Origin of the sequence: Actinosynnema sp. CA-299493, assembly GCF_050946825.1 — a bacterium.
In the GTDB taxonomy this organism is placed as follows: domain Bacteria; phylum Actinomycetota; class Actinomycetes; order Mycobacteriales; family Pseudonocardiaceae; genus Actinosynnema.
On record NZ_CP191993.1, the window covers coordinates 1,547,182 to 1,572,334 of the forward strand.

Annotated in this window: 29 protein-coding genes; 17 read left to right on the forward strand and 12 right to left on the reverse strand. The window is 72.2% G+C overall.

Annotated features, from left to right (window positions below; genetic code table 11):
• Window positions 1-140: 140 nt before the first annotated feature.
• A complete protein-coding gene (locus ACQPYE_RS07400) occupies window positions 141-1,514 on the forward strand; it encodes a hypothetical protein (protein ID WP_498720177.1) in 1,374 nt (457 codons plus the stop codon).
• A 2-nt stretch (window positions 1,515-1,516) separates the two neighbouring features.
• Here ACQPYE_RS07400 and ACQPYE_RS07405 read toward each other — a convergent pair whose 3' ends face one another.
• Genes ACQPYE_RS07405 through ACQPYE_RS07445 form a run of 9 tightly spaced genes read right to left on the reverse strand, consistent with a single transcriptional unit; the run spans window position 1,517 to window position 9,796 of the window.
• Window positions 1,517-2,248, reverse strand: a complete 732-nt coding sequence (locus tag ACQPYE_RS07405; RefSeq protein WP_498720179.1) for a sirohydrochlorin chelatase — start codon at window positions 2,246-2,248, stop codon at window positions 1,517-1,519.
• Entirely contained in the window at window positions 2,245-3,117 is an 873-nt protein-coding gene (locus ACQPYE_RS07410; RefSeq protein ID WP_498720180.1) for an ABC transporter permease, read from the reverse strand. Before ACQPYE_RS07410 ends, ACQPYE_RS07405 begins: the two co-directional genes overlap by 4 nt.
• Window positions 3,104-3,892 (reverse strand): ABC transporter ATP-binding protein, encoded by a 789-nt coding sequence (locus tag ACQPYE_RS07415; RefSeq protein ID WP_498720181.1) that lies wholly within the window; start codon window positions 3,890-3,892, stop codon window positions 3,104-3,106. The genes ACQPYE_RS07410 and ACQPYE_RS07415 overlap by 14 nt, the downstream gene beginning before the upstream one ends.
• Window positions 3,893-3,913: 21 nt before the next feature.
• The gene (locus tag ACQPYE_RS07420) at window positions 3,914-4,993 is read right to left on the reverse strand and encodes an ABC transporter substrate-binding protein (protein WP_498720182.1); all 1,080 of its coding nucleotides are present in this window, start codon (window positions 4,991-4,993) and stop codon (window positions 3,914-3,916) included.
• Window positions 4,994-5,014: 21 nt separating this feature from the next.
• Window positions 5,015-6,358 (reverse strand): sulfate adenylyltransferase subunit 1, encoded by a 1,344-nt coding sequence (locus ACQPYE_RS07425; protein ID WP_498720184.1) that lies wholly within the window; start codon window positions 6,356-6,358, stop codon window positions 5,015-5,017.
• Window positions 6,359-7,264 carry a sulfate adenylyltransferase subunit CysD gene (gene cysD, locus ACQPYE_RS07430; RefSeq protein WP_498720186.1) on the reverse strand — a complete coding sequence of 302 codons (906 nt, stop codon included), beginning with the start codon at window positions 7,262-7,264 and terminating at the stop codon, window positions 6,359-6,361.
• Window positions 7,261-7,962, reverse strand: coding sequence for a phosphoadenylyl-sulfate reductase (locus ACQPYE_RS07435; protein WP_498720187.1), 702 nt, complete (start codon window positions 7,960-7,962; stop codon window positions 7,261-7,263). The genes cysD and ACQPYE_RS07435 overlap by 4 nt, the downstream gene beginning before the upstream one ends.
• Entirely contained in the window at window positions 7,959-8,117 is a 159-nt protein-coding gene (locus tag ACQPYE_RS07440) for an Insertion element protein (protein ID WP_498720188.1), read from the reverse strand. The genes ACQPYE_RS07435 and ACQPYE_RS07440 overlap by 4 nt, the downstream gene beginning before the upstream one ends.
• On the reverse strand, window positions 8,114-9,796 hold the full coding sequence (locus ACQPYE_RS07445) for a nitrite/sulfite reductase (protein ID WP_498720190.1): 1,683 nt from the start codon (window positions 9,794-9,796) through the stop codon (window positions 8,114-8,116). The genes ACQPYE_RS07440 and ACQPYE_RS07445 overlap by 4 nt, the downstream gene beginning before the upstream one ends.
• 292 nt (window positions 9,797-10,088) lie before the next feature.
• Here ACQPYE_RS07445 and hemW point away from each other — a divergent pair, with 292 nt between their 5' ends.
• Entirely contained in the window at window positions 10,089-11,303 is a 1,215-nt protein-coding gene (hemW, locus tag ACQPYE_RS07450; RefSeq protein ID WP_498720191.1) for a radical SAM family heme chaperone HemW, read from the forward strand.
• Between the two features lie 47 nt (window positions 11,304-11,350).
• Here hemW and ACQPYE_RS07455 read toward each other — a convergent pair whose 3' ends face one another.
• Complete coding sequence (locus ACQPYE_RS07455; protein ID WP_498720193.1) at window positions 11,351-11,782, reverse strand: nuclear transport factor 2 family protein; 432 nt, start codon at window positions 11,780-11,782, stop codon at window positions 11,351-11,353.
• A gap of 70 nt (window positions 11,783-11,852) precedes the next feature.
• A complete protein-coding gene (locus ACQPYE_RS07460; RefSeq protein WP_498720194.1) occupies window positions 11,853-12,587 on the reverse strand; it encodes a GNAT family N-acetyltransferase in 735 nt (244 codons plus the stop codon).
• Between the two features lie 110 nt (window positions 12,588-12,697).
• Between ACQPYE_RS07460 and hrcA the strand changes: the two genes are divergently transcribed.
• The 10 genes from hrcA (at window position 12,698) to ACQPYE_RS07510 (ending at window position 20,799) form a co-directional block, all read left to right on the forward strand.
• Window positions 12,698-13,720 carry a heat-inducible transcriptional repressor HrcA gene (hrcA, locus tag ACQPYE_RS07465; RefSeq protein ID WP_498720196.1) on the forward strand — a complete coding sequence of 341 codons (1,023 nt, stop codon included), beginning with the start codon at window positions 12,698-12,700 and terminating at the stop codon, window positions 13,718-13,720.
• 81 nt (window positions 13,721-13,801) lie between these two features.
• On the forward strand, window positions 13,802-14,953 hold the full coding sequence (gene dnaJ / locus ACQPYE_RS07470; RefSeq protein WP_498720197.1) for a molecular chaperone DnaJ: 1,152 nt from the start codon (window positions 13,802-13,804) through the stop codon (window positions 14,951-14,953).
• Window positions 14,950-15,684, forward strand: coding sequence for a 16S rRNA (uracil(1498)-N(3))-methyltransferase (locus tag ACQPYE_RS07475; RefSeq protein ID WP_498720198.1), 735 nt, complete (start codon window positions 14,950-14,952; stop codon window positions 15,682-15,684). Before dnaJ ends, ACQPYE_RS07475 begins: the two co-directional genes overlap by 4 nt.
• A 279-nt stretch (window positions 15,685-15,963) precedes the next feature.
• Window positions 15,964-16,563: an alpha/beta hydrolase family protein gene (locus tag ACQPYE_RS07480; RefSeq protein WP_498722856.1), complete on the forward strand. Its 600-nt coding sequence runs from the start codon at window positions 15,964-15,966 to the stop codon at window positions 16,561-16,563.
• A 126-nt stretch (window positions 16,564-16,689) separates the two neighbouring features.
• Window positions 16,690-17,031 carry a histidine triad nucleotide-binding protein gene (locus tag ACQPYE_RS07485; protein WP_498720199.1) on the forward strand — a complete coding sequence of 114 codons (342 nt, stop codon included), beginning with the start codon at window positions 16,690-16,692 and terminating at the stop codon, window positions 17,029-17,031.
• A 51-nt stretch (window positions 17,032-17,082) separates the two neighbouring features.
• The gene (locus tag ACQPYE_RS07490; RefSeq protein ID WP_498720200.1) at window positions 17,083-17,457 is read left to right on the forward strand and encodes a hypothetical protein; all 375 of its coding nucleotides are present in this window, start codon (window positions 17,083-17,085) and stop codon (window positions 17,455-17,457) included.
• A 68-nt stretch (window positions 17,458-17,525) separates the two neighbouring features.
• A complete protein-coding gene (locus ACQPYE_RS07495; RefSeq protein WP_498720201.1) occupies window positions 17,526-18,602 on the forward strand; it encodes a PhoH family protein in 1,077 nt (358 codons plus the stop codon).
• Between the two features lie 5 nt (window positions 18,603-18,607).
• Window positions 18,608-19,162: an rRNA maturation RNase YbeY gene (gene ybeY, locus ACQPYE_RS07500; RefSeq protein WP_123743568.1), complete on the forward strand. Its 555-nt coding sequence runs from the start codon at window positions 18,608-18,610 to the stop codon at window positions 19,160-19,162.
• A 13-nt stretch (window positions 19,163-19,175) separates the two neighbouring features.
• Entirely contained in the window at window positions 19,176-20,474 is a 1,299-nt protein-coding gene (locus ACQPYE_RS07505; protein ID WP_498722857.1) for a hemolysin family protein, read from the forward strand.
• Complete coding sequence (locus ACQPYE_RS07510) at window positions 20,467-20,799, forward strand: cytidine deaminase-like protein (RefSeq protein WP_498720202.1); 333 nt, start codon at window positions 20,467-20,469, stop codon at window positions 20,797-20,799. Before ACQPYE_RS07505 ends, ACQPYE_RS07510 begins: the two co-directional genes overlap by 8 nt.
• 7 nt (window positions 20,800-20,806) lie before the next feature.
• On the opposite strand, the gene ACQPYE_RS07515 is transcribed toward ACQPYE_RS07510, so the two are convergent.
• Window positions 20,807-21,655, reverse strand: a complete 849-nt coding sequence (locus tag ACQPYE_RS07515) for a C39 family peptidase (protein WP_498720203.1) — start codon at window positions 21,653-21,655, stop codon at window positions 20,807-20,809.
• A 167-nt stretch (window positions 21,656-21,822) separates the two neighbouring features.
• On the opposite strand from ACQPYE_RS07515, the gene era reads away from it, so the two are divergent.
• The 5 genes from era to ACQPYE_RS07540 are packed head-to-tail and all read left to right on the forward strand — an operon-like array spanning window position 21,823 to window position 25,058.
• The gene (gene era / locus ACQPYE_RS07520; protein ID WP_498720204.1) at window positions 21,823-22,719 is read left to right on the forward strand and encodes a GTPase Era; all 897 of its coding nucleotides are present in this window, start codon (window positions 21,823-21,825) and stop codon (window positions 22,717-22,719) included.
• A gap of 12 nt (window positions 22,720-22,731) precedes the next feature.
• Complete coding sequence (gene recO / locus ACQPYE_RS07525) at window positions 22,732-23,484, forward strand: DNA repair protein RecO (protein ID WP_498720205.1); 753 nt, start codon at window positions 22,732-22,734, stop codon at window positions 23,482-23,484.
• A gap of 54 nt (window positions 23,485-23,538) precedes the next feature.
• The gene (locus ACQPYE_RS07530) at window positions 23,539-24,357 is read left to right on the forward strand and encodes an isoprenyl transferase (protein WP_498720206.1); all 819 of its coding nucleotides are present in this window, start codon (window positions 23,539-23,541) and stop codon (window positions 24,355-24,357) included.
• Window positions 24,358-24,786 (forward strand): YbjN domain-containing protein, encoded by a 429-nt coding sequence (locus ACQPYE_RS07535; RefSeq protein WP_230566865.1) that lies wholly within the window; start codon window positions 24,358-24,360, stop codon window positions 24,784-24,786.
• Window positions 24,786-25,058: a hypothetical protein gene (locus ACQPYE_RS07540; protein WP_498720207.1), complete on the forward strand. Its 273-nt coding sequence runs from the start codon at window positions 24,786-24,788 to the stop codon at window positions 25,056-25,058. The genes ACQPYE_RS07535 and ACQPYE_RS07540 overlap by 1 nt, the downstream gene beginning before the upstream one ends.
• Window positions 25,059-25,153: the final 95 nt, after the last annotated feature.

Sequence of the window (25,153 nt, forward strand, 5' to 3'; positions counted from 1 at the left end):
CGGTCGCGGCACTCGTGCCGGCCGGGCAATCGGTGCCCGACCTGGTCGGGGAACGTCGCAAGGCACCGGCGCACGACCGCCGACGGCAGACCGGTACTTTTCCGCTACCCGTTCCACGGGCGTCTGGGGAGGGCCGCTGGGTGACGGTGACGACCGAGGCCGGGCCGAGAACCCGGCAACCGGGGCTGCGCGCGCTCGCCGGCGGTCTGCTGCCCCCGCCGCCCGCGCCTTCGGCGTCGCGGGCGCGGACCGCGGCGGGCTTGCTGCTCTCGTTCGCCGCCGCGCTCGGGTTCCTGCTCCTCACCCCCGCCGGCCGGGCCCGGCTCGACCACCTGTGGGCCGAGGACGGCGCGCGGTTCATGGTGGACGCGGTCACGTCGCCCGCGTTCTCGAACCTGGTCGAGCCCTACGGCGGCTACCTGCACGCGTTCCCCCGGCTGGTGGCCGAACTGGTCGCGCTGCTCCCGCTGGAGTGGGCCGCCGCGGGTTTCGCGGTCGCGGCGGCCGTGCTGCGCGCCGTGGTCGCCCTGATCTCCTTCGCGGCCTCCCGCGCGTACCTGCGCTCGACGCCGCTGCGGGTCGCGCTCGCGGCGCTGGTGGTCGTGCTGCCCGCCGGCAACTCCGAGCCGTTGAACAACATGTCGAACCTGCACTGGTTCCTGTTGTACGGGGTGTTCTGGGCACTGCTGTGGCGCGACGCCCCACGCCTGCCGATCGCGCTGTTCGTGTTCCTCGCGGCCGTGTCGAGCCCGCTGGTGCTCGTCCTGGCGCCGATCGCCGTGCTGCGGTTGGCGCTGCCGCGCAAGGAGCTGCCCATCGCCTTCCTCGCGGGGACGCCGGCGCAAGGCGTGGCGATCCTGTTCGCCGAGCGGAACCCGTACTCGCACGACGCGGTCGACCCGGTGCAGGTGGCGCTCGCGAGCCTGCTGCGGGTGCCCGTGGTGGCGTTCACCGGGTCGGAGCAGGTCGCCCGGATCTACCCGGAACACGGCAACGCGGTGATCCTGGCCGTGCTCGCGCTCGCCGCCGTGCCGATCGCGCTGGCCCTGCGGCGGGGCGACCGGGCGGGCAGGTTCCTGGTGCTGCTCGGCGTGGGGTGCGGCGCACTCGTCATCGTCGTGTCCCTGACCGCCAACTGGAGCGCCGGCCTTCAGGCGCAGCACCCGGAGGTGGTGCTGGCCGGACAGCGCTACAGCATCGCCCCGTGCCTGTTCCTGTTCGCCGCCATCGCGGTGGGTCTCGACGCCGTGCCCGCCCGGCGGTGGGAGCGACCGGTGGTGGTGGCCTGCCGGTCGGTGATCGCCCTCGCCGTGGCCGTGAGCGTGTTCCTGCACTTCGGCTCGGCCGAGGTGGTGCTGACCGGCGTTCCGTGGGACGGCAGCGTCGCCCGGGCGCGGGTGCAGTGCGCCGAGGGCAGCCCGGTCGGCCGCCTGGAGCACGAGCCGACGACCTGGTTCTTCGAACTGCCGTGCCGCCACGTCGTGAGCGTGAGCGGCGTCCGACCGGGGTCGTGAGCTCAGGCGGTCCGGGCCAGGTCGGCGGTCAGGGCCGCGCGGTAGCGGTGGAGGACCAGCTCGGCCACTTCCGGGTCCGGGCCCAGCGGCGGGGCGATGATCGCGCCCTCGCCGGCCAGCCGGGACACGCGGTCCGGGAGGAAGCCCGGTGCCAGGAACCACGACGCCACGGCGATGCGGCGGGCGCCGCCGGCGCGCAGGCGGGCGACCGCGGCGGGGACGTCGGGCTGAGCGGCGGAGGCGAAGGCCGCCTCCACGCCCGCCCAGCCGGAGCCGGCGGCCCAGCGGGCGGCGATGGAGGACACCAGGGCGTTCGCCGGCGGGTGGGACGAGCCCGCGCCCGCCAGGACCACGCCGAGCGTGCGGTCACGGGAACGGACGCCCACCGAGGCCAAGCGGCGCAGGGCGGCCGACTCCAGCCGGGGGTCCGGCCCGAGCACGTCGGCGATCGTCACGGCCAAGCCGGGCAACCGGACGTCCGCCACCGCCCCCGGCACGTCCACCCGCGCGTGGAAAGCCTTGCCCAACAACAACGGCACCACCACGGCCGAGCGGTGGCCGTCCGCGTACACCCCGCGCAGCACGTCACCCAGCAGCGGCACGGAGAGGTCCAGGAACGACCCGCGCACGTCCACCGACGGAGCCAACGCCCGCACCACGTCCAACAACTGGTGCACCACGGCCGCCGAGCGCGGATCACGGCTGCCGTGCGCCACGGCCACCAACGCGGTCACAGCGCGCCCGTCAATCCGCGCGCGCGCAACACCGCCCGCTCCAACGGCCGGAACACCAGCAGCTCGATCCCCACGCCGACCAGCAGGATCAGGAAGATCGCGGCGATCACCATCGAGATGTCGTTCAGCGACGCGCCGTTGTGCAGGTACTGGCCGAGTCCCTCACCGAGCTGCGGCGACGTGGCGATGATCTCCGCCGCCATCAGCGACCGCCACGAGAACGCCCACCCCTGCTTCAACCCCGCCAGGTAACCCGGCAGCGCGGCGGGCAGCAGGATGTGCCGGGCCGCCGCCATCCGACCCGCGCCCAACGCCTGACCGACGCGCGGCAGCAGCGGCGGGATCTGGTCGACGCCCGACACCAGGCCGTTGGCGATCGACGGCACCGAGCCCATCAGCACGACGAAGTAGATGGTCGTGGGCGTCGCGCCGAACCACAGGATGCCCGCCGGCACCCAGGCCACCGACGGCAGCGACTGCAGGCCGGTCAGCAACGACCCGATGGCCGCCCGCACCACCCGCACCTTGGCGATGAGCAACCCCAGCGGAGTGGCGATCACCACGGCGGTGAGGAAGCCGAGCACCGCGCGGCTGACCGAGGTCCACAGCACCTCGAACGCGCGGCCGGTCTCGATCGCCTCGGCCACCGCCGCCCACACCGAGGAGGGCGACGGCAGCTGGTACTCCGGCCACAGCGCCGCCGCCCACAGCGCCTGCCAGACGCCGAGCAGCACCGCGAACGCGATCAGCGGCGGCACGGCGGTGCGCAGGAACCGCCTGCGCCACGACGGCCGCTGCTCCTGCGACGGCGCGTCCAGCGCGTCCAGGCCCGCGCCCACCGCCGCGAGGTCCGTGTCAAGCTGCGGCATGACCGCTGATCACCTCTCGCAGGTGGGACGTGATGTCTTCGATGACGGCGGGCTCGTCGCAGTCCACGGTGGACCACTCGCGCACCACGCGGCCCGGGCGGGAGGACAGCAGCACGACCCGCTGGCCCAGCCGCACGGCCTCGCGCACGTCGTGCGTGACGAACAGGATCGCCGTCGACGTCTCCTGCCACACCCGCACCAGCTCCGCCTGGAGCACGTCGCGGGTGATGGCGTCCAGCGCGGCGAACGGCTCGTCCATCAGCAGCAGGCCGGGCGTGCCCTCCTCGGCGCTGCCCAGCGTGGACGCCAGCGCGCGCGCCAGCGCCACCCGCTGCCGCATGCCGCCCGACAGCTCGTGGGGGCGCTTGTGGCCCGCGCCGACCAGCCGCACCAGCGACAGCAGCTCGCTGGCCTTCTCCCGGCGCGGACCCCGCTTGAGGCCCGCCAGCCGCAGCGGCAGCTCGACGTTGCGCGCCGCGGTCAGCCACGGCATCAGCGCGGCCTCCTGGAACATCACGGCGGGCCGGGACGTGGTCAGCTCGATGCTGCCGGAGGTGGGCGCGTCCAGCCCGGCGACCAGGTTCAGCAAGGTCGACTTGCCGCAGCCGGACGCGCCCAGCAGGCACACGAACTCGCCCGGGGCGACCCGCAGGTCGACGCCGTCGAGCGCGACGACGCCGGCCGGACCGTGGCCGAAGACCTTCCGCACCCCGGACAAGGTCACCGCGGCGTCCACGTCGGACACGGCCGCTGGGGTCTCAAGCGTGGCGGTCATGGTGTGCCTGCCTTCCTCGAGTTACTTCTTGTCCAGCCCGGCGGTGTCCACGGTCGGCTTGCCCGCCGCCGAGAGCACCTTGTTCAACAACGTGAAGTCGGCGAGCCCGGCCACGTCGGCGGCTTCCTTCGCCACTCCCGCCGTCACCGCGTCCTGCGCCAGCCGCGGGAAGCTCTTGGCCTGCGGGTCGACCGTCAGCTCGATGTTGTCGAACGCCCGGTCCAGCACCGGCTCGCCCAGCGCCTTGCCGGTGAGGTCCTTGAGCGCCTTGTTGATGATCTGCTTGGCCTCGGCCTTGCCGTTGAGGGCGAAGTCCGTGGCCGCGAGGTGGCCGCGCAACAGCGCCTCGACCGTCTGCGGGTGCTCCTGGAGGAACTTGGTGCGCACCAGCAGCACCGTGGTCGGGAACTTGCCGCCCTCCCACAGGTCCTTCTCGTCCAGCAGCACCTTCGCGCCCGCGTCCAGCACGAGCCGCGACGACCACGGCTCCGGGGCCCACGCGCCCTGCACGTCGCCCTTCTTGAACAGGTCGAGCGACTGCGAGTTCTCCGTGTTGGTGACGTTCACCTGGTCGGCGCCCGCGCCGATGGCCAGCTTCTCGTCGGACAGCCACTTCTTCAGCGCGACGTCCTGCGTGTTGCCGAGCTGCGGGGTGGTGATGACCTTGCCCTTGAGGTCGGCGGGCGAGGCGATGTCGGGCGCGACCACCAGCTGCGCGCCGCCGGACGTGGCGCCGGAGATGAGCCGGACCGCCTCGCCCTTGGACTTGGCGTAGGCGTTGATGGCCGGGCCGGAGCCGATGAACGTGGCGTCCAGCGACTCGCCGAGCAGCGCGTTGACCGCCTCGGGACCCGCGTTGAACGTCTGGGTGGTGAGCTTGGTGCTGCCGAGTTCCTTGGTGAACAGGCCCTTGTCGACGCCGATCAGCGCGGCGGCGTGGGTGACGTTGGGGAAGTAGCCGAGGCGGATCTCCGCGGCAGCCCCCTTGTCCTGCGAGGGCGCGGTGTTGCCGTCGACCCCGGTGTCAGCTCGCGAGCAGGCGGCGAGGGCGACGAGGGCGGTGGCTATGGCCAGGGACTTGGTCAGGATGCGGCTGCTCACGGCGGCGGTGGCCTTTCTGGGTCAGGGACCGGGGGAGACGAGGGCGTGGTTGTCGGGCAGGGCGGCGTCGCCGCCCTCGGTACAGCTGTCCACGCCGTCCACCTCCGGCAGCGGCGCACCCACGAGCCCGGCGGCGAGCGTGCTGCCGTCGGCCGCGTCGATGACCAGGAACGCCCCCGTGCGGCGGTCCTTCGTGTAGTCGTCCACCGGGATCGGCTCCGCAGTGCGCACCGAGACCTGGCCGATCTCGTTGAGCGACAGGGAGCCCGGCGCGTCGGTGCTGCCGAGCTTCTGCTCGTCGAACCGGGTGCGCAGCTCGGTGACGATCGCCTGCACGGTCCGCGTGCCGTGCTTGACCAGCACGCGCGCGCCCGGCGTCAACGCCTTCTCCGACAGCCAGCACACCGTGGCGTCGAACTCGTCGGTCACCTTCGGCGGCTGCCCGGCGGTGGCGATCAGGTCGCCGCGCGAGACGTCCAGGTCGTGCGCCAGCAGCAGGGTCACCGAGTGGCCCGCGGCGGCCTCCTGCAACGGGCCGTCGGCGGTGTCGATGCCGGTCACCGTGGAGCGCAGCCCGGCGGGCAGCACGGCGATCTCGTCGCCGACCCGCACGGTGCCCGCCGCGACCTGGCCCGCGTAACCGCGGTAGTCCGGGTGCTCGGCGGTGCGCGGGCGGATGACGTACTGCACGGGGAAGCGGAACGGCGCGTCGTGCGCGTCCGGCTCGACCGGCACCGTCTCCAGGTGCTCCAGCAGCGTCGGGCCGTCGTACCAGGGCGTCCGCGCCGAGCGCTCCACCACGTTGTCGCCCGCCAGCGCGGACACCGGGATCCCCACCACGGCGTCCTCGGCGTACCCGAGGGCGGTGGCGTGCGCGGTGAACTCCTTGGCGATGCGGGCGAACGTCACCTCGTCGAAGTCCACCAGGTCGATCTTGTTGACCGCCAGCACCAGGCGCGGCACGCCGAGCAGCGCCAGCACGGCCGCGTGCCGCCGGGTCTGCTCGATGACGCCCTTGCGCGCGTCGACCAGCAGGACGCCGAGCTGCGCGGTGGACGCGCCGGTCACCGTGTTGCGGGTGTACTGCACGTGACCGGGGGTGTCGGCCAGCACGAACGAGCGCTTGGGCGTGGCGAAGTAGCGGTAGGCCACGTCGATGGTGATGCCCTGCTCGCGTTCCGAGCGCAGCCCGTCCACCAGCAGCGACAGGTCGGGCGTGGTCAGGCCGCGGTCGGCGCTGGCGCGGTGCACCGCGTCCAGCGTGTCGGCCAGCACCGACTTGGTGTCGTACAGCAACCTGCCGACCAGGGTGGACTTGCCGTCGTCCACGCTGCCCGCCGTCGCCAACCTCAACAGGTCGCTCATCTAGAAGTAGCCCTCCCGCTTGCGGTCTTCCATGGCGGCCTCGGACAGCCGGTCGTCCGCGCGGGTCGCGCCGCGCTCGGTGAGCCTGCTGGCCGCCACCTCGGCGATGACGGCCTCGATGTCGGCGGCGTCGGACTCGACCGCCCCGGTGCACGACCCGTCGCCGACGGTCCGGTAGCGGATGGTCTTCTCGAGCTTCTCCTCGCCCTCGCGGGGACCGCCCCACGGACCTTCCGCCAGCCACATCCCGTCGCGCAGGTACACCTCGCGCCGGTGGGCGTAGTAGATCGACGGCAGCTCGATGCCCTCGCGGGCGATGTAGTGCCACACGTCCAGCTCGGTCCAGTTGGACAGCGGGAACACCCGGACGTGCTCGCCGGGGCGGTGCCGGCCGTTGTAGAGGTTCCACAGCTCCGGGCGCTGCCGGCGCGGCTCCCACTGGCCGAAGGAGTTGCGCAGGCTGAAGATCCGCTCCTTGGCGCGGGCCCGCTCCTCGTCCCGGCGACCGCCGCCGAACACCGCGTCGAACTTGTGGCCGGTGATCGCGTCCAGCAGCGGCACGGTCTGCAACGGGTTGCGCGTGCCGTCGGGGCGCTCGGCCAGCCGGCCGTCGTCGATGTAGTCCTGCACCTTGGCGACTTCCAGCCGCAATCCGTGCTGGGCCACGACCTTGTCGCGGAACTCGATGACCTCGTCGAAGTTGTGCCCGGTGTCCACGTGCAGCAGCGGGAAGGGCACCGGCGCCGGCCAGAACGCCTTGACCGCGAGGTGCAGCAGCAGGGTGGAGTCCTTGCCGCCGGAGAAGAGGATCACCGGCCGGTCGAACTCGCCCGCCACCTCGCGGAAGATGTGGATCGCCTCGGACTCCAGGCGGCCCAACGTGTCGAGAGCTGTCGCGGTGGTCATCCGTGCAACCCGCATTCGGTCTTGGACTGGCCCGCCCACCGGCCGCTGCGGGCGTCGGCGCCCGGCAACGGCTTCGCGGTGCACGGCGCGCAGCCGATGGAGGGGTAACCCGCCTGCACGAGCGGGTTCTCCAGGATCCCGTGCTCGGCGATGTAGGCGTTGAACTCGTCGTCGGACCAGGGCGCGATCGGGTTGACCTTCACCAGGCCGTTGCGCTCGTCCCACGTGACGATCGGCGTGTTCGCCCGGGTCGGCGCGTCCACGCGGCGCACGCCGGTGACCCACGCGTCGTAGTCCTTCAGCGTGCGCTGCAACGGGATGACCTTGCGCAGCTGGCAGCACCGGGTCGGGTCGGTCTGGTTCAGCAGGCCGAACCGGGCCTCCTGGTCGGCCACCGACTGCTCGGCCGCGGCGTTGACGATGTGCACGCCCGGGTAGACCAGGTCCACGGCGTCCCGCGTGCCGATGGTCTCGGCGAAGTGGTAGCCGGTCTCCAGGAACAGCACGTCCACGTCCGGCTTGACCTTGGTGGCCAGGTCGACCAGGACGGCGTCCTGCATGTTCGACGCGACGATCCAGCTCTCGCCGAACGTGCGGGCGGTCCACGCGAGCGCCTCTTCGGCACTGGCGTCCGCCAGCTCGACCGAAGCGGCCTCGGCGATCACCTTCAGTTCCTCGACCCTGGTGGGGGCGGTCATCGCTGCACCTCCTGAGGAAGGTTGAGACCAACGAACTTCACGGTGAACACGCGGCGGCAGGAGGCGCACAGCCACGAGTGGCCGGGCTCCTCCTCGGGACGGAGGTCCTCGTCGCCGCAGTAGGGGCAGTAGAACGGCGTAGCGCGCTCGCTCACTTCAGATCACCCTCGTCCGCCCGGGCGACCCACTGCGCGAACCGCTCGTCGGTCTCGCGCTCGGCCACGAAGTTGCGCACCACGCGCTCGACGTAGTCCGACAGCTCGGCGGCGGTGACCTTGTGGCCGCGCAGCTTGCGGCCGAACCCGGCGTCCAGGCCGAGCCCGCCGCCCAGGTGCACCTGGAAGCCCTCGACCTGCCTGCCGTCGGCGTCGGTGACGATCTGGCCCTTGAGCCCGATGTCCGCGGTCTGGATCCGGGCGCACGAGTTCGGGCAGCCGTTGATGTGCACGGAGATCGGCTCGGTGACGCCCGCCACGACGTCGGCCAGCCGCGTCTCCAGCGCGGACACCAGGTCCACCGCGCGCGCCTTGGTCTCGACGATCGCGAGCTTGCAGAACTCGATGCCGGTGCAGGCCATCACGCCACGCCGCCACGGCGACGGCTCGGTCTGCAACCCCAGCTTCGCCAGGTCCGCCTGGAGGCCCTTCACCTCGGCCTCGGGCACGTCCAGCACCACGAGCTTCTGCTGCGGCGTCAGCCGGACCCGGCCCGAACCCGCCCGCTCCACCACCTTGGCCACCTCGACCAGCGTGGAACCGGACACCCGGCCCGCGATCGGGGCCGCGCCGATGTAGAACAGGCCGTCCTTCTGCCGGTGCACGCCGATGTGGTCGCGGGGCGTCGCGGGGTTCTCCGGCGCCGGGCCGTCGACCATCTTGCGCTTGAGGTACTCGGTCTCCAGGACCTCGCGGAACTTCTCCGGGCCCCAGTCGGCGACCAGGAACTTGATCCGGGCGCGGTGCCGCAGCCTGCGGTAGCCGTAGTCGCGGAAGACGCTGATCACGCCCTCCCACACGTCCGGCACCTCGTCCAGCGGCACCCACGCGCCGAGCCGCTTGCCGATCATCGGGTTGGTGGACAGGCCACCGCCGACCCACAGGTCGAAGCCGGGGCCGTGCTCGGGGTGGTCCACGCCGACGAACGCCACGTCGTGGATCTCGTGCGCGGTGTCGGGCAGGCCGGAGATCGCCGTCTTGAACTTGCGCGGCAGGTTCGAGAAGCGCGGGTCGCCGATGTAGCGGCGCAGGATCTCGTCGATCGCGGGGGTACCGTCGACCACCTCGTCCTCGGCGATGCCCGCCACCGGCGAGCCGAGGACGACGCGCGGGCTGTCGCCGCAGGCCTCCATCGTGGTCAGGCCCGCGTCCTCCAGCTTCCGCCAGATCGTGGGCACGTCCTCGATGCGGATCCAGTGGTACTGCACGTTCTGCCGGTCGGTGATGTCGGCGGTGTCGCGCGCGTAGGTCTGGGACAGCTCGCCGATCAGCGCGAGCTGCTGCGTGGTGAGCCTGCCGCCGTCGATGCGGACCCGCAGCATGAAGTACTCGTCGTCCAGCTCCTCCGGCTCCAGCGTCGCCGTGCGACCGCCGTCGATGCCGGGCTTGCGCTGGGTGTAGAGGCCGTACCAGCGGAAACGGCCGCGCAGGTCGGCCGGGTCGATCGAGTCGAAACCACCGTGGGCGTAGATGTTCTCGATCCGCGAACGGACGTTGAGCGGGTTGTCGTCCTTCTTGCTCCGCTCGTTCGGGTTCAGCGGCTCGCGGTAGCCCAGCGCCCACTGCCCCTCACCTCGGCGCTGCTTGGTGCGCTGAGGCGTCGTCGTCGGGGGGACCATCCTCGTCCTCCGGGGATTCGGGGCGCTGGTGCGCGTGCGAGTCCCAGGACAGCCGTGGTGGGGGTCTCGTCAGCGCACCCGGCGCCGACGGGAACAAAAAGGCAGGCGCGGGTTATGCCGAACGACGGCACATCGCGCTGGAGACACGACGGAAGTCGACGTGGCGGCGGACCACCAGGCGGACTCCGGTCGATGTCATGGGCCTCAGCGTGCCACGCGTCCACGTCGTGGTCCACCGCCATCCGCATCGTGGGACGGGGTTGCGCTGCTGGTAGGTGGGACAATGGGCGTCATGCCCTCCGCTCTGCCGATCGGCGATCCCGCGCCGCCCGACGGCTCACTCCCCGCCTCCGCGCTCACCGGTCTCGGTGACCGCCCGTTCGGGGTCTACGTGCACGTCCCGTTCTGCGCGACCCGGTGCGGCTACTGCGACTTCAACACCTACACCGCCGGTGAGCTGGGCACTTCCGCGTCACCGGCGTCCTGGCTGGAGGGTCTGCGACGGGAGCTGGACCTCGCCGCGTCCGTGCTGGGCGTCCCCCCGGCGGTGGACACGGTGTTCGTCGGCGGTGGCACACCGTCATTGCTCGGCGCGGCGGGGTTGGGTCAGGTGCTCGACGCGGTGCGGTCGTCGTTCGGCCTCGCGCCGGGCGCGGAGGTCACCACGGAGTCCAACCCGGAGTCCACCTCGGCCGGGTTCTTCTCGGCCATCCGTGATGCTGGTTACACCCGCGTCTCGCTGGGCATGCAGTCCGCCGCCCGGCACGTGCTGGCCGTGCTCGACCGCGCGCACACCCCGGGCCGCCCGGTCGCCGCCGCGCGGGAGGCCCGCGAGGCGGGCTTCGAGCACGTGAACCTCGACCTCATCTACGGCACGCCGGGCGAGACCCTCGCCGACCTCCGCTCGTCGCTCGACGCCGTCCACGACGCGGGCGTGGACCACGTGTCGGCGTACGCGCTGATCGTGGAGGAGGGCACCGCGCTGGCCCGCCGGGTGCGCCGGGGCGAGCTGCCGATGCCCGACGACGACGTGCTCGCGGACAAGTACGAGCTGCTCGACGCCGCCCTGACCGCACAGGGCCTGACCTGGTACGAGGTGTCGAACTGGGCCGCGTCGGCGGAGGCGGAGTGCCGGCACAACCTGCTGTACTGGCAGGGCGCGGACTGGTGGGGCGCGGGCCCCGGCGCGCACAGCCACGTCGGCGGCGTGCGCTGGTGGAACGTCAAGCACCCGGCGAAGTACGCCGAGCTGCTGGCCGCCGGCGCGTCACCCGCCGCGGGACGCGAGGTCCTCGCCGAGGACGACCGCCGGGTGGAACGCGTGCTGCTGGAGCTGCGCCTGGCCACCGGCCTGCCGCTGGACGTCCTCGACGACGGGGGCCGGGCCGAGGCCAAGACCGCCGCCGCCGACGGCCTGCTCGACCAGGTCGCCCTCGACCGGGGCCGCTGCGTGCTCACCGACCGGGGTCGGCTGCTCGCCGACGCCGTGGTGCGCCGGCTCACCTGACCGCGACGGCCGCGGCCCGGTCCGGACCGCGGCCGTCGCGGGGTGCGTCAGGCGAGGCGGTCCGGCAGCGCGGCGAGGGTGTAGTTGGCCCAGATGTAGCTGTCCATCTGGTGCTGGTCCGCGGACAGGTTGACCACCCGGTCGATCCGGCCGTCGTCGTCGAAGTGCCACAGCAGGGCCCACAGGGTGTCGACCTTGCCCTCGCCCGCGGTGGTCCAGCCGCGGTGCACGTCCACCACGTACTCGTCGTTGGCCTCCAGGAACAGCGGGTCGGCCTGGAAACCCGCCTTGCCCAGCGCGGTGAAGAAGGCCGCGACCTCCTCGACGCCCCGCTTGACGCCCGCCAGCGGGTGGTGGCCCGGGATGGTCCACTCGATGTCGTCGGTCATCACGGCGCGCATGGCGTCGAGGTCGTAGGTGGCGTACGCGGCGAAGAACTTCGTGATGGCGTCGAGCTTGGCGGCCTTGTCGGCGCTCATGGGACCCCCAGTGGTCGCGGCGTGGTGCTTTCCGGCCGGCAACCCTAGCCAAGGAGCCGGGCGCGGGTGATCACTTCAGGCTGATCGACGCGGACTCCCCGATGGTCCGGTAGCCCAGCGCCCCGTAGAGGCGGGTCACCTTCCCGTCCGGCTCGGTCTCCAGGAACGGTGTGCAGCCCGCGTCGAACACCCGCGCGGTGAGGTCGGCGCAGACCGCCGACGCGATGCCGCGCCTCCGCAACGCCACCGGCACCGCGATGCCCGCCACCTGCGACAACCCGTGCCTCGGCGCGGTGAAGGCCCCCGCGCCCGCCGGCTCGCCCGCCAACCGGGCCAGCACGATCACCCCGTCGTCGCGCAACAGCGACCGCTGCCGCGCCACGTCCTCCGCGCCGACCGGCCCGGCCACGCCGAACGCCGTGTTCTGCACCACCGACACCGCGAACAGGTCGTCGTCCGAGGTCACCGCCTCGATCGCCAGCCCGGCGGGCGACGGCGGCGCGACCAGGTCGTCGATCGCCATCACCGGCAGCAGGTGGTCGACGGTGAACCCGGCCGCCTCCAGCGCCGCGTCCACCACCGGCGACGGCCGCAGGTACTCCAGCCTCGGCGTGCGCGCCCGCGACCGGAACGCCGCCACCAGCGCGTCCACGTCACCCCGCGTCGGCGCCGCGCCCTCGTCCGGCACGGCGTAGTTCAGGAACGAGCTGTCGCCGTGCGCGTCGAAGCGGACCAGGAACGGTCCGACGCGCTCGGCGTCGGCCCTGATCGCGTCGCGCAGGGCGGTCTGGATGCGGGTGAGCACGGTCGAAGCTACCCATCGCACCGAAGCGCGGCGAGCGGGTTTTCCGATCCGGGCCCGAACCTCCGTAAACTCAAGGTGAAGCAGCCCTGTCCGTCCTGGAGGTGACGCGCGTGAACGCCGATGAGCGCCGGTTCGAAGTGCTGCGCGCGATCGTCGCCGACTACGTGTCCAACCAGGAGCCGGTCGGCTCGAAAGCCCTGGTCGAGCGGCACAACCTGGGCGTGTCGAGCGCGACCGTGCGCAACGACATGGCGACGCTGGAAGAGGACGGGTACATCACCCAGCCGCACACCAGCGCCGGCCGCGTGCCCACCGACAAGGGCTACCGCCTGTTCGTGGACCGGCTCAGCGAGGTCAAGCCGCTGTCCACGCCCGAGCGCAGGGCCATCCAGAACTTCCTCGAAGGCGCCTACGACCTGGACGACGTGCTGCGGCGCAGCGTCCGGCTGCTGGCCCAGCTGACCCGCCAGGTCGCCGTCATCCAGTACCCGACGCTGAGCCGCTCCACGGTCCGGCACATCGAGGTGCTCGCCATCACACCGGCGCGCCTGATGCTGGTGCTGATCACCGACACCGGCCGGGTCGACCAGCGCTCGGTCGACCTCGGCGACGTGATCACCGAGGACAACGTGGCCCGCATCCGGTCCATGCTCAACGGCGCCATGGTCGGCAAGCGGCTGTCCGACGCCTCGGCCGAGGTCGCGAAGCTGCCCGACGAGTCGCCGGGCGAGCTGCGCGACATCGTGCTGCGGGTGAGCACGGTGCTCATCGAGTCGCTGGTGGAGCACCCCGAGGAACGCCTGGTCCTGGGTGGCACGGCGAACCTCACCCGCAACGTGGCAGACTTCCCCGGTTCGCTTCGCCAGGTGCTCGAGGCGCTGGAGGAGCAGGTCGTGGTGCTCAAGCTGCTCGCCGCGGCCCGCGACCCCGGCCGCATCCTGGTGCACATCGGCGAGGAGAACGAAGCGGCCGAGATGCGCAGCACCTCGGTCGTGTCCATCGGCTACGGCAGCCGGGACAACCTGCTCGGCGGCATGGGAGTGGTGGGGCCCACCCGCATGGACTACCCCGGCACGATGGCGGCGGTGCGAGCGGTCGCCAACTACGTGGGGGAGATCTTGACCGGACGGTGACGGCGGGGAACACCGCGGTCCCGCAGGACGTTTCGCAAGCGAGCGGACGCGTGTCGAAGCGCGTTCGCAGGAGGAAACACGGTGGCGAGGGACTACTACGGCACGCTCGGGGTCTCCAAGAACGCGACTCCCGACGAGATCAAGCGCGCCTACCGCAAGCTCGCGCGGCAGCTGCACCCGGACGTCAACCCCAACGAGGAAGCGCGCTTCAAGGAGGTGACCGCCGCCTACGAGGTCCTGTCGGACCCGAAGAAGCGGCAGGTCGTCGACCTGGGCGGCGACCCGTTGGAGCCGGGCGGCGGTGGTATGCGCGGTGGCGGCGACCCGTTCTCGGGATTCGGTCTCGGCGACATCATGGACGCGTTCTTCGGCGCGGGCGGCGGTGGCGGACGCGGTCCGCGCAGCCGCGTGCAGCCCGGCTCGGACGCGCTGATCCGGCTGTCGATGACGCTGGAGGAGTGCGCGGCGGGCGCGTCGCGCGAACTGACCGTCGACACGGCGATCCTGTGCGACCGGTGCGTCGGCAGCGGCTGCGCGGACGGCTCGTCCCCCGTGCGCTGCGACACGTGCGGCGGGCGGGGCGAGGTGCAGTCGGTGCAGCGCTCGTTCCTCGGCCAGGTCGTCACCGCGCGGCCGTGCCCGGTGTGCCGCGGTCTGGGCGAGGTCATCCCGGACCCGTGCCAGCAGTGCGCGGGCGAGGGCCGGGTGCGCTCGCGGCGCACCATCTCGGTGCAGATCCCGGCCGGCGTGGCCGAGGGCATGCGGGTGCGGCTCGCGGGCCAGGGCGAGGTCGGCCCCGGCGGCGGACCGGCGGGCGACCTGTACGTCGAGGTCGAGGAGGTGCCGCACGAGGTCTTCGAACGTGACGGCGCGAACCTGCACTGCTCCGTGCGCATCCCGATGACGACCGCGGCCCTGGGCGCGGTGCTGCCGTTGCAGACGCTGGACGGCGAGGAGGAGCTGGAGATCGAACCCGGCACCCAGCCGAACACCGAGCTGGTGCTCACCGGGCGCGGCATGCCCCGGCTGCGGTCCAGCGGTCGCATCGACGGCCGCGGCGACCTGCACGTGCACCTGGAGGTCGTCACGCCCACGAAGCTCGACGCCCGGCAGACCGAGCTGCTGCGCGAGCTCGCCGTGTCGCGTGGCGAGGACGAGCCGACGCTCGCGCACAACGGCAAGGGCGGCGGCGGGCTCTTCTCGCGGCTGCGGTCCGGCCGCAACCACCGGTGACGCTGCCGGTCTTCCTGGTCGCCGCGCTGCCGCCCGGTGACGAGGCCGTCCTGGACGGCCCCGAAGGGCGGCACGCGGCCACCGTGCGCCGGTTGCGCGCGGGGGAGGAGCTGGTGCTCTCCGACGGCACGGGCGCCCAGGTGCGGTGCGTGGTGTCGGAGGCGTTCAAGGACTCCTTGCGGCTGCGCGTCGTCGAGCGGTGGACCGTGCCCGAACCGGGCGTGCGGGTCGTCGTGGCGCAGGCGCTGGTGAAGGGCGACCGGGGCGAACTGGCCGTCGAGCTGGCCACCGAGGCCGGTGTGGACGGGGTCGTGCCCTGGCGCGCCTCGCGCTGCGTGACGAAGTGGGAGGACGGGCCGCGCGGCGCGAAGGCCCTCGAACGCTGGCGCGGCACCGCGCGTGAGGCGGCCAAGCAGGCACGCCGGGCGCGCGTGCCATCGGTCGCGGAACCCGTCTCGACGTCCGGGCTCGCGCGGTTGGCGTCATCCTCGGCGGTCACTTTGGTTTTGCACGAATCCGCTTCCGCCGGCATCGGATCGGTTCAGCTGCCCGCGTCGGGTGATGTGCTGCTGGTCGTCGGACCGGAAGGTGGCATCACCGACGAGGAATTGTCCACGTTGACCGGTGCGGGCGCGCACGTAGTGCGACTGGGACCTACCGTTCTGCGAGCGTCGACCGCCGCCGCGGTCGCTTTGGGTGCGCTGGGTGTGCTGACCGATCGCTGGCGGTAATTGGTGTTGCCCTCTTCTGGCGAACGCCTGACATAGGGGTTACGCTGATGGCCGAGGGGTTGCATTGGTCTAACCAAGATCGGCTCCTCGACGGAACTCGCCGGACACCTCCCCCCTCGGTCCGGCGCCGCCGCGTCGCGGTGGGACGACCCCCAGGTCCCACCGCGACGCGGCCTCTTTTTTGCCTCCAAGGGGTTTCGATTGCGCATCGTCTACGGACCGCACCCGAGTCAGTTCGGCGAGTTTTCCACGCCACCCGGTGAATCGTTTCCGGTGATCGTGGTAATCCACGGTGGTTTTTGGCACCAGCGCCACGGATTGGAACTCGGCCGACCGTTGGCCGCTGACCTGGTCATTCACGGCGTGGCCGCGCACAACATCGAGTACCGGCGGGTAACCGGCGGCGGCGGTTGGCCGGAGACCGGTGACGACGTGCTCGCCGCGATCGACGCCCTCGACCCCGCGCTCGGCCCGGTGGTCACCCTGGGTCACTCCGCGGGCGGCCACCTGGCGGTGTGGGCCGCCGCCCGCCACCCCCGCGTGGTCGGCGCCGTGGCCCAGGCGGGCGTCCTCGACTTCCTCCAGCACCCGCGGATCACCCGCCGCGCCGCCGAGCTGCTGGGCGGCACCCCGGCCGAAGTGCCCGCGCGCTACGCCGACGCGTCGCCGGCCGCCCTGCTCCCCATCCCGAAACCCCTGGTCCTGGTGCACGGCGAGGACGACGAGGACGTGCCGTTCGCCCAGAGCGAGGCGTTCGCCCGCGCCTCCGGCGCCGAGCTGATCGCCCTCCCGGCCACCGACCACATGGCCCTGATCACCCCGGGCACCCCGGCCTGGACCGCCTGCCGCACCGCCGCCCTCCGCCTCGCCCGCCCCTAGAACCCGCGCGAGTCCTACGTCCAGAACGCGAGAGTCCTACGTTCAGGACCCCCGTGTCCTACGTTCAGGACCCCCGAGTTGAACGCTCAGGACGCGCGACGTGCGGGGTGGGTAGCCTGCGGAGCCATGTCCGACTGCCTGTTCTGCCGCATCGTCGCCCGCGAGATCCCGGCGACCGTGGTGCACGAGACCGACACCACGCTGGCGTTCCGCGACATCTCGCCCCAAGCGCCCACGCACGTCGTGCTGGTGCCGAAGGCGCACGCCGCGGACGCCGTGGCACTGGCCGCCGCCGCGCCCACCGTGCTGGACGACCTGTTCCTGGCCGCCGGCGAGGTGGCGAAGGCCGAGGGCGTCGCCGACAGCGGCTACCGGCTGCTGTTCAACACCGGCGCCGACGCGGGCCAGACCGTCTTCCACGCCCACCTGCACGTCCTCGGCGGACGACGGCTCGGCCCGCTCGCCTGAGCCGTGCCGCCGAACGCGCCGACGTGCGCCGTCACCGGCCCACCGACTCTCGTGCCGCGGCTGCCGTACGAAGTCGCGTGCGACGACGCCACCGGCGTGCCCGCGAACTCCGGCACGTGCTCCACCAACCGCCGCCCGAGCCCGCCGTGGCTCGACGCCACCAGCACCGTGCCGACCACCGCGCACTCCCCGCCGAACCGGGTGACGACGGCGGTGCCGACCAGCTCACCGCCGTCGAACACGCCGAACCCGGCACCGACCCCGCAGCGGGAACGCCCACTCGGCCGGCTCCCGCCCGACGCGAAGCGGACGCGGGCAGGCCGGTCGTCGGGGGTGAGCACGCGCGACTCCGCCACGCCCTCGATCACACCCACCGTGCACAACCCGTTCCTTACTCCGGTGCGGAGTGTCGGTGCTGACGGCTAGCATCGGGAGCGGTAGGTCGAACCCACCCGAGCACGGCGCGAACGCGCAGGAAGAGGGCCCGAGGCCACGTGGCCGGTACCGACGACAACACGCCGCAGCCAGTCCCCGCGGCGGCCGACGCCCAATCCAAGTTCGCCGTGCCCGATGGCGCGGTGCTCGCCCTGCTCGGGTCGCGTGACGAGAACCTCCGGCTCGCCGAGGAACTGCTGGTCGCGGACGTGCACGTGCGCGGCAACGAGATCACGCTCTCCGGCCAGCCCGCCGACGTGGCGTTCGCCGAGCGCGTGTTCGCCGAGCTGGTCACGCTCGCCGGCCGCGGTCAGCAGGTCGGCCAGGACACGGTCCGCCGCACGGTCGCCATGCTGTCCGCGGGCACCGCGGAGTCGCCCGCCGAGGTGCTGAGCCTCGACATCATCTCCCGGCGCGGGCGCACCATCCGGCCCAAGACGCTGAACCAGAAGCACTACGTGGACGCGATCGACCAGAACACCGTGGTGTTCGGCATCGGCCCTGCGGGCACCGGCAAGACCTACCTGGCGATGGCGAAGGCCGTGCAGGCGCTGCAGGCCAAGCAGGTCAACCGCATCATCCTGACCCGCCCGGCGGTCGAGGCGGGCGAGCGGCTCGGCTACCTGCCCGGCACGTTGTACGAGAAGATCGACCCGTACCTGCGCCCCCTCTACGACGCGCTGCACGACATGGTCGACCCCGAGTCGATCCCCCGCCTGACCCAGGCGGGCACGATCGAGGTCGCCCCACTGGCCTACATGCGTGGTCGCACTTTGAACGACGCGTTCATCATCTTGGACGAGGCGCAGAACACGACGCCCGAACAGATGAAGATGTTCCTCACCCGGTTGGGGTTCGGCTCGAAGATCGTGGTGACCGGTGACATCACGCAGATCGACCTGCCCGGCGGTCAGCGCAGCGGCCTGAAGGTCGTCAAGGACATCCTCGAAGGCGTGGACGACGTCCACTTCTCCATCCTGACCAGCAACGACGTGGTCCGCCACCGGCTGGTCGCGGACATCGTGGACGCCTACGAGAAGTGGCAGGTCGAGCAGGACGAAGGCGGTGCCGCCGACCGGCACGAGCACCACGCCGGACCCGGTGCGAGGTCGCGCGGGCAGCGCCGGGGACGATAGGCGCCGTGAGCATCGAGATCGCGAACGAGTCGGGCGTGAACGTGGACGAGCCGTCCATCGTCGCCGCCGCCCGGTTCGCCCTGGACCGGATGGGCGTCAGCCCGTTGGCCGAGCTGTCCGTCCTGCTGGTCGAGCTGGACGTGATGGCGGACCTGCACCAGCGCTGGATGGACCTGCCCGGCCCGACGGACGTCATGGCGTTCCCGATGGACGAGCTGGACTCGGCGCGCCGACCGGACGCGGCGGGCCTCGGCCCGGCGCTGCTCGGCGACATCGTGCTGTGCCCGGACTTCGCCAAGGACCAGGCCAAGAAGGCGGGCCACAGCCTGCTGGACGAGCTGCACCTGCTGACCGTGCACGGCGTGCTGCACCTGCTCGGCTACGACCACGCGGAGCCGGCCGAGGAGCGGGAGATGTTCACGTTGCAGAACCGCATCCTGGGCGACTTCCGCACGGCGGCGGCCGAGGCGGAGCGCAAGTCGGCGCAGCGCGAGGCCGACTCGAAGCTCCTCGGGGCGGTCGGCCTGGAAGACGCGGACCGGCCCGAGCCGACAGCCTGAGGCGGCCGAGGTGATAGGCAGTTCCGCCGGCCTCCTGGTGCTGGCCGTGGTGTTGGTGTTGTCGGCGGGCGCGTTCGCGGGCGTGGACGCGGCGCTGGGCACGGTGTCGCGGGCACGTGTCGAGGCGTTGCAGCGGCAGGGTCGGGCGGGCACGGGGCACTTGATCCAGCTGCTGGCCGACCGGCCGCGGCACGTGAACCTGCTGCTGTTGCTGCGCCTGGGCTGCGAGCTGGCGGCGACGGTGCTGGTGACCGTGGTGTGCCTCGGTCTCATCGCCACGGACTGGGTGGCCATGCTGGTCGCCGGGCTGAGCATGCTCGTGGTGTCGTACGTGCTGGTCGGCGTGGGTCCGCGGACGATCGGCAGGCAGCACCCGTACGCGGTGAGCCTGCTCGCGGCGGGTCCGATCCGGGTGCTCGGTCGCGTGCTCGGCCCGTTGAGCAAGCTGCTGATCCTGGTCGGCAACGCGATCACGCCGGGCAAGGGCTTCCGCGAGGGGCCGTTCTCCTCCGAGGTCGAGCTGCGCGAGCTGGTGGACATGGCGCAGGAACGCGGCGTGGTGGACGAGGGCGAGCGGGAGATGATCCACTCGGTCTTCGAGCTCGGCGACACGATCGCGCGCGAGGTGATGGTGCCGCGCACCGAGATCGTGTGGATCGAGCAGGCCAAGTCGATCCGCCAGGCGCTGGCCCTGTCGCTGCGCACCGGGTACACGCGGGTGCCGGTGATCGGGGAGAGCGTGGACGACATCGTCGGCGTGGTGAACCTGAAGGACCTGGTGCGGCTGACGTTGTCCGAGGAGCCGAACGGCACGTCGGTGGCGGACGTGATGAAGCCGGCGTCGTTCATCCCGGACTCGAAGCCGATCGCGGACCTGCTGCGGGAGATGCAGCTGTCGCGCAACCACCTGGCGGTCGTGGTGGACGAGTACGGCGGCACGGCCGGCCTGCTCACCATCGAGGACATCCTGGAGGAGATCGTCGGCGAGATCACCGACGAGTCCGACACCGACGACCGGCCGCCGGTGGAGCACCTGACCGACGGTTCGGTGCGGGTCAGCGCGCGGTTGCCGGTGGACGACCTGGACGCGTTGTTCGGCACGGAGCTGGACGACCACGAGGTGGAGACGGTCGGCGGCCTGCTGGCGCAGCGCTTGGGCCGCGTGCCGCTGCCGGGCACGGAGGCGGAGATCGCGGGCCTGCGGATGCGGGCCGAGGGCGGCAAGGACGAACGCGGGCGGATGCGCATCACGACGGTGCTGGTGCGCCCGGCGAACAACGGCGACGACAGCGAGGGGACCACCGGTGAGTGACCTCGACCCCGAGGACCAGAAGATCGTCACGCTGGCGCGCTCGGCGCGGGCCCGCACGGGTGCGGCCGAGGGCGCGGCGGTGCGTGACACCGACGGTCGGACCTACGCGGCGACCACGGTCGCGTTGCCGTCGTTGAAGCTCACCGCCCTCCAGGCGGCCGTCGCGGCGGCCGTGTCGAGCGGCGCCGAGGGCTTGGAGGCGGCAGCCGTCGTCACCGGCGCTTCCGAGGTGGACGAGGACTCCCTGGCCGCCGTGCGCGACCTGACCGCCGGCGCGCCGGTGCTGCGCGCCGACGCGTCCGGCGCCGTGCGGGAGACCGTGTAGGCGCTGCTCAGAGCAGCACGCCGGCGCGGCCGAGGTCGTGGTTGAAGTAGGCCGAGAGGGTCGAGGCGGACGCCCGGTAGACGATCGCCTGCGAGGCGGGGTCGAGCACCAGGTAGTCCCCGTCGTACCCGGCGACGGTGAGGAAGTGCGGCACGTTCCGGCCCGACCACGGCAGGCTGACCATGTTGCCCGCCACGATCGCCGGTCGGCCGCCGCGGACGTGGGTGAGCACCCGGTTCAGGTCGTTGAAGACCACGGTGGCGCTCACGCCGTTGCGCGCCAGCGCCCGCTGGACGTCGGACTCGTTCGTGCCGAACTTGCCCGGGTCGTTCCACGTCGGGTCGTAGCCCATGTCGGACCGCGCCCGGTTGATCGCGTCGACCGGGCGGCTCGCGTTCCACGACCTCGGTGTCACGCCGGCCGCGAGCAGCGCGGACACCACGGAGGCCGGACCGCAGTCCTCGCCCTGGTTGAGCTGCCCGTGGAACTGCGACACCGGCACCAGCCGCCCGGTCTGGGCGCCGCAGTCCGGCACGCCCGGGATCCGGTAGTCGTGGCCGGTGGCCAGGTAGGCGTCGGCGAGGTAGCCGCGCAGCGCGGGCACGTAGTCCCACAGGTCGCTGGTGAACCCACGCGTGTTGGTCACCGACTGGCCGCGCGCCTGGCACGAGATGTCGACCCGCTGCCCGTCCCACACGAGGCCGAGCGAGGAGGCGGCCGAGGTCGGCGCGGACCGGATGGTGAGGCCGTCGCCGTCGGTGTTGCCGACCGTGGCCGTAGCCGCCGACGCCACGCCGGCACCGCCGACGAGCGTCGACGCCACCAACACGGGCAAGAGCAGGAGCAGTCGCTTCACGGGTGCCTCCACGTGGTCACCGGGGCAGTCACACGGGGGTGGGAGAAGCGCTTCGCGGTGGCGGTTCCCGGTCCGGGCGAGCGGCTTCGTGGTCGCGCAGGGCCCGCCGTGCCGAGACTGGCCAGGGCTGACGCGGCGCGGCCGGCGGGTACGGGGACAATGGGCGGATGGATGGTTACCGCTCCGGGTTCGCGTGCTTCGTCGGCCGCCCCAACGCAGGCAAGTCGACGTTGACCAACGCGCTGGTCGGGACCAAGGTCGCGATCACGTCGAGCAAGCCGCAGACCACCCGGCACACCATCCGGGGCATCGTGCACCGCGAGGACGGCCAGCTGGTCCTCGTGGACACCCCCGGCCTGCACCGCCCGCGCACGCTCCTCGGTCAGCGACTCAACGACCTGGTGCGGGAGACGTGGACCGAGGTGGACGTGGTCGGGTTCTGCGTGCCCGCCGACCAGAAGGTCGGCCCCGGCGACAAGTTCATCGCCGCCGAGCTGGCGAAGATCGCCAAGCGCACCCCGGTCATCGGCATCGTCACCAAGACCGACCTGGTCGGCCAGCAGCAGGTGGCCGAGCAGCTGCTCGCGCTGCAGAAGGTGATGGACTTCGCCGACCTGATCCCGGTGTCCGCGGTGAACGGCTACCAGGTCGACGCCCTGGCCGACCTGGTGCTGGGCAAGCTCCCCGAGGGGCCGGCGCTGTACCCGGACGGCGAGCTGACCGACGAGCCGGAGCTGACCCTGGTGGCCGAGCTGATCCGGGAGGCCGCGCTGGAGGGCGTGCGGGACGAGCTGCCGCACTCGATCGCGGTCCTGGTCGAGGAGATGCTGCCCCGCGAGGGGCGTGACGACCTGGTGGACATCCACGCCAACGTGTACGTGGAGCGGCCGAGCCAGAAGGCGATCATCCTGGGCCACCGGGGCGAGCGCCTGAAACAGGTCGGGATCACCTCCCGCAGGCAGATCGAGAAGCTGCTCGGCACCCGCGTGTACCTCGACCTGCACATCAAGATCGCCAAGGACTGGCAGCGCGACCCGAAGCAGCTGCGCAGACTGGGTTTCTAGGGACTGGCGACAGTGGCGAACCTCTACCGCGACACCGGTGTGGTCCTGCGGGTGCAGAAGCTCGGCGAGGCCGACCGGATCATCACGCTGCTCACGCAGAAGCACGGCAAGGTGCGCGCGGTGGCCAAGGGCGTGCGCCGCACGTCGTCGCGGTTCGGCGCGCGGCTGGAGCCGTTCGGGCACGTGGACGTGCAGTTCTACCCCGGCCGGACGCTGGACGTGATCACGCAGGTGGAGACGCTGGACGCGTTCGGCGTGGTGCTGGTGGACGACTACCAGCGCTACACGGCGGCGTGCGCGGTGCTGGAGACCGCGGACCGGCTCACGTCCGAGGAGGGCGAGCCCGGCCTGCGGCTGTACCTGCTGGTCGTGGGCGCGTTGCGGGCGCTGGCGGCGAAGGAGCGGGACGCCTCGCTCATCCTCGACGCCTACCTGATGCGCGCGATGGCGTTCGCGGGCTGGGCGCCGGCGGTCGACGAGTGCGCCCGCTGCGCCGACCCCGGCCCGCACAAGGCGTTCAACGTGCACGCGGGCGGCATGGTGTGCGCGCGGTGCCGCCCGCCGGGCAGCGCCACGCCGTCCACCGACACGTTGCGCCTGCTCGCCGCGCTGCTGCACGGCCGCTGGGACGAGGTGCAGGGCATCCCCACCGGTGCGCGCCGCGACGCGAGCGGCCTGGTCGCCGCGCACCTCCAGTGGCACCTGGAGCGGCAGTTGCGCTCGCTGCCGTTGGTCGAGCGAAAGGCGCAGCCGGCCGACGGTTAGAGTCGCCTGCCGCGCGGAGAACTCCTCCGCGGCACACCATCCGAGAGGACAGCCATGCTCCGCCGACGGCGGGTTGAGCGCGTCCAGCGCGTCACCCGACCCCCGGAACCGCACCCCACCGGCGCCACGCCCCCGGTGCTGCCCGCCGACCTCGTGCCCAGGCACATCGCGATCGTGATGGACGGCAACGGCCGCTGGGCCAACCAGCGGGGCCTGTCCCGCATCGAGGGGCACAAGCGCGGCGAGGCCGTCGTGGTGGAGGCGGCCAAGGGCGCGATCGAGATGGGCGTGAAGTGGCTGTCGCTGTACGCGTTCTCCACCGAGAACTGGCGGCGCAGCCCGGAGGAGGTCCGCTTCCTCATGGGCTTCAGCCGTGACGTGATCCGCCACCGCACCGACGAGCTGGACGAGCTGGGTGTGCGGGTGCGGTGGGCGGGTCGCCGGCCGAGGCTGTGGCGCAGCGTCATCAAGGAGCTCGAGGTCGCCGAGGAGCGCACGAAGGACAACGACGTGCTGAACCTGGCGATGTGCATCAACTACGGCGGGCGGGCCGAGGTCGGCGACGCGGCGCGGGAGATCGCCCGGCTGGTCGCGGCGGGCGAGATCAACCCGGAGAAGGTCGACGAGCGGACCCTCGCCAAGCACATGTACCAGCCCGACATGCCGGACGTGGACCTGTTCATCCGGCCCTCCGGCGAGCAGCGCACGTCCAACTTCCTGCTGTGGCAGTCGGCGTACGCGGAGCTGGTGTTCCAGGACATCCTGTGGCCGGACTTCGACCGGCTGGACCTGTGGCGCGCCTGCGAGGCGTACGCCATGCGCGACCGGCGCTTCGGAGGCGCCGTGGACAAGCCCGACGTGGAGGATTCCTAAGTGACCGACGAGGACGCCAAGGTGACCGCGGAGCTGCTCACCGCGGCCCGTGAGGCGTTGGAGATGTTCCACGAGGTGCACGTCGACGACGACGGCGCGCTGAGCTTCCAGCACGCGGAGGTGCCGTGCGCGGTGCAGGCGATGCGGCTGGCCGACGGCCTGACCGTGCTCAGCCTGACCTGCGTGGTGGCGTGGGACCTGCCCAACGACCCCAGCCTGGCCGTGTCCGCCGCGGAACGCGCCGGTCAGGGCCTGTTCGGCACGCTCGGCGTGGTGAACACCGAGCGTGGGATGGATGTCACGTTGCGCTACGCGTTCCCGGCCGAGGGGCTGAAGCCGGAGCCGTTGAGCACGCTGTTGATGCTGGTCGTGTCCACTGCCTCGCAGCTGCGCAACGAGCTGCTGGCCGGAACCGGGGACGGTGCCTGATGGCCGGGGTGATCGTGTACGAGCCCGATGACGACGGGGACGTGGAGGGCCTGCCGTGGGCCATCACGTTCGAGGCGTCGGCGGGGGAGGAGTGGGCCTCGTTCGTGTGCGGGCCCTACGAGCGCGACGACGCGGTGCGGCTGGCCGAGGAGGTGCTGGCCGCGAGCCGCGGCGTGACCGCCGTGGTGGAGCCCCTGCTGCCGGTCACCGAGGCGGTGGACGTGCTGGCGACGATCGCCGAGCTGCGCGACGAGGAAGAAGCGGCGGAGTAGCCGCCCCGGCGGGAGCGGTTCGGCGGGACGGTTCGGCCGTGTGCGGCGGTCGGGTCACCCTGTGGACGGCAGTGCCGGGGGACGCACCTCGCTAC

Excerpts from the sequence above, each read along its gene's own strand:
- ACQPYE_RS07530 (WP_498720206.1), top strand. The coding sequence starts at position 23,539 with ATGCTCCGCCGACGGCGGGTTGAGCGCGTCCAGCGCGTCACCCGACCC.
- hemW (WP_498720191.1), top strand. The coding sequence starts at position 10,089 with ATGCCCTCCGCTCTGCCGATCGGCGATCCCGCGCCGCCCGACGGCTCA.
- ACQPYE_RS07540 (WP_498720207.1), top strand. The coding sequence starts at position 24,786 with ATGGCCGGGGTGATCGTGTACGAGCCCGATGACGACGGGGACGTGGAG.
- ACQPYE_RS07415 (WP_498720181.1), bottom strand. The coding sequence starts at position 3,892 with ATGACCGCCACGCTTGAGACCCCAGCGGCCGTGTCCGACGTGGACGCC.
- era (WP_498720204.1), top strand. The coding sequence starts at position 21,823 with ATGGATGGTTACCGCTCCGGGTTCGCGTGCTTCGTCGGCCGCCCCAAC.
- ACQPYE_RS07455 (WP_498720193.1), bottom strand. The coding sequence starts at position 11,782 with ATGAGCGCCGACAAGGCCGCCAAGCTCGACGCCATCACGAAGTTCTTC.
- cysD (WP_498720186.1), bottom strand. The coding sequence starts at position 7,264 with ATGACCACCGCGACAGCTCTCGACACGTTGGGCCGCCTGGAGTCCGAG.
- ACQPYE_RS07410 (WP_498720180.1), bottom strand. The coding sequence starts at position 3,117 with ATGCCGCAGCTTGACACGGACCTCGCGGCGGTGGGCGCGGGCCTGGAC.
- ACQPYE_RS07435 (WP_498720187.1), bottom strand. The coding sequence starts at position 7,962 with ATGACCGCCCCCACCAGGGTCGAGGAACTGAAGGTGATCGCCGAGGCC.
- ACQPYE_RS07425 (WP_498720184.1), bottom strand. The coding sequence starts at position 6,358 with ATGAGCGACCTGTTGAGGTTGGCGACGGCGGGCAGCGTGGACGACGGC.
- ACQPYE_RS07485 (WP_498720199.1), top strand. The coding sequence starts at position 16,690 with ATGTCCGACTGCCTGTTCTGCCGCATCGTCGCCCGCGAGATCCCGGCG.
- ACQPYE_RS07445 (WP_498720190.1), bottom strand. The coding sequence starts at position 9,796 with ATGGTCCCCCCGACGACGACGCCTCAGCGCACCAAGCAGCGCCGAGGT.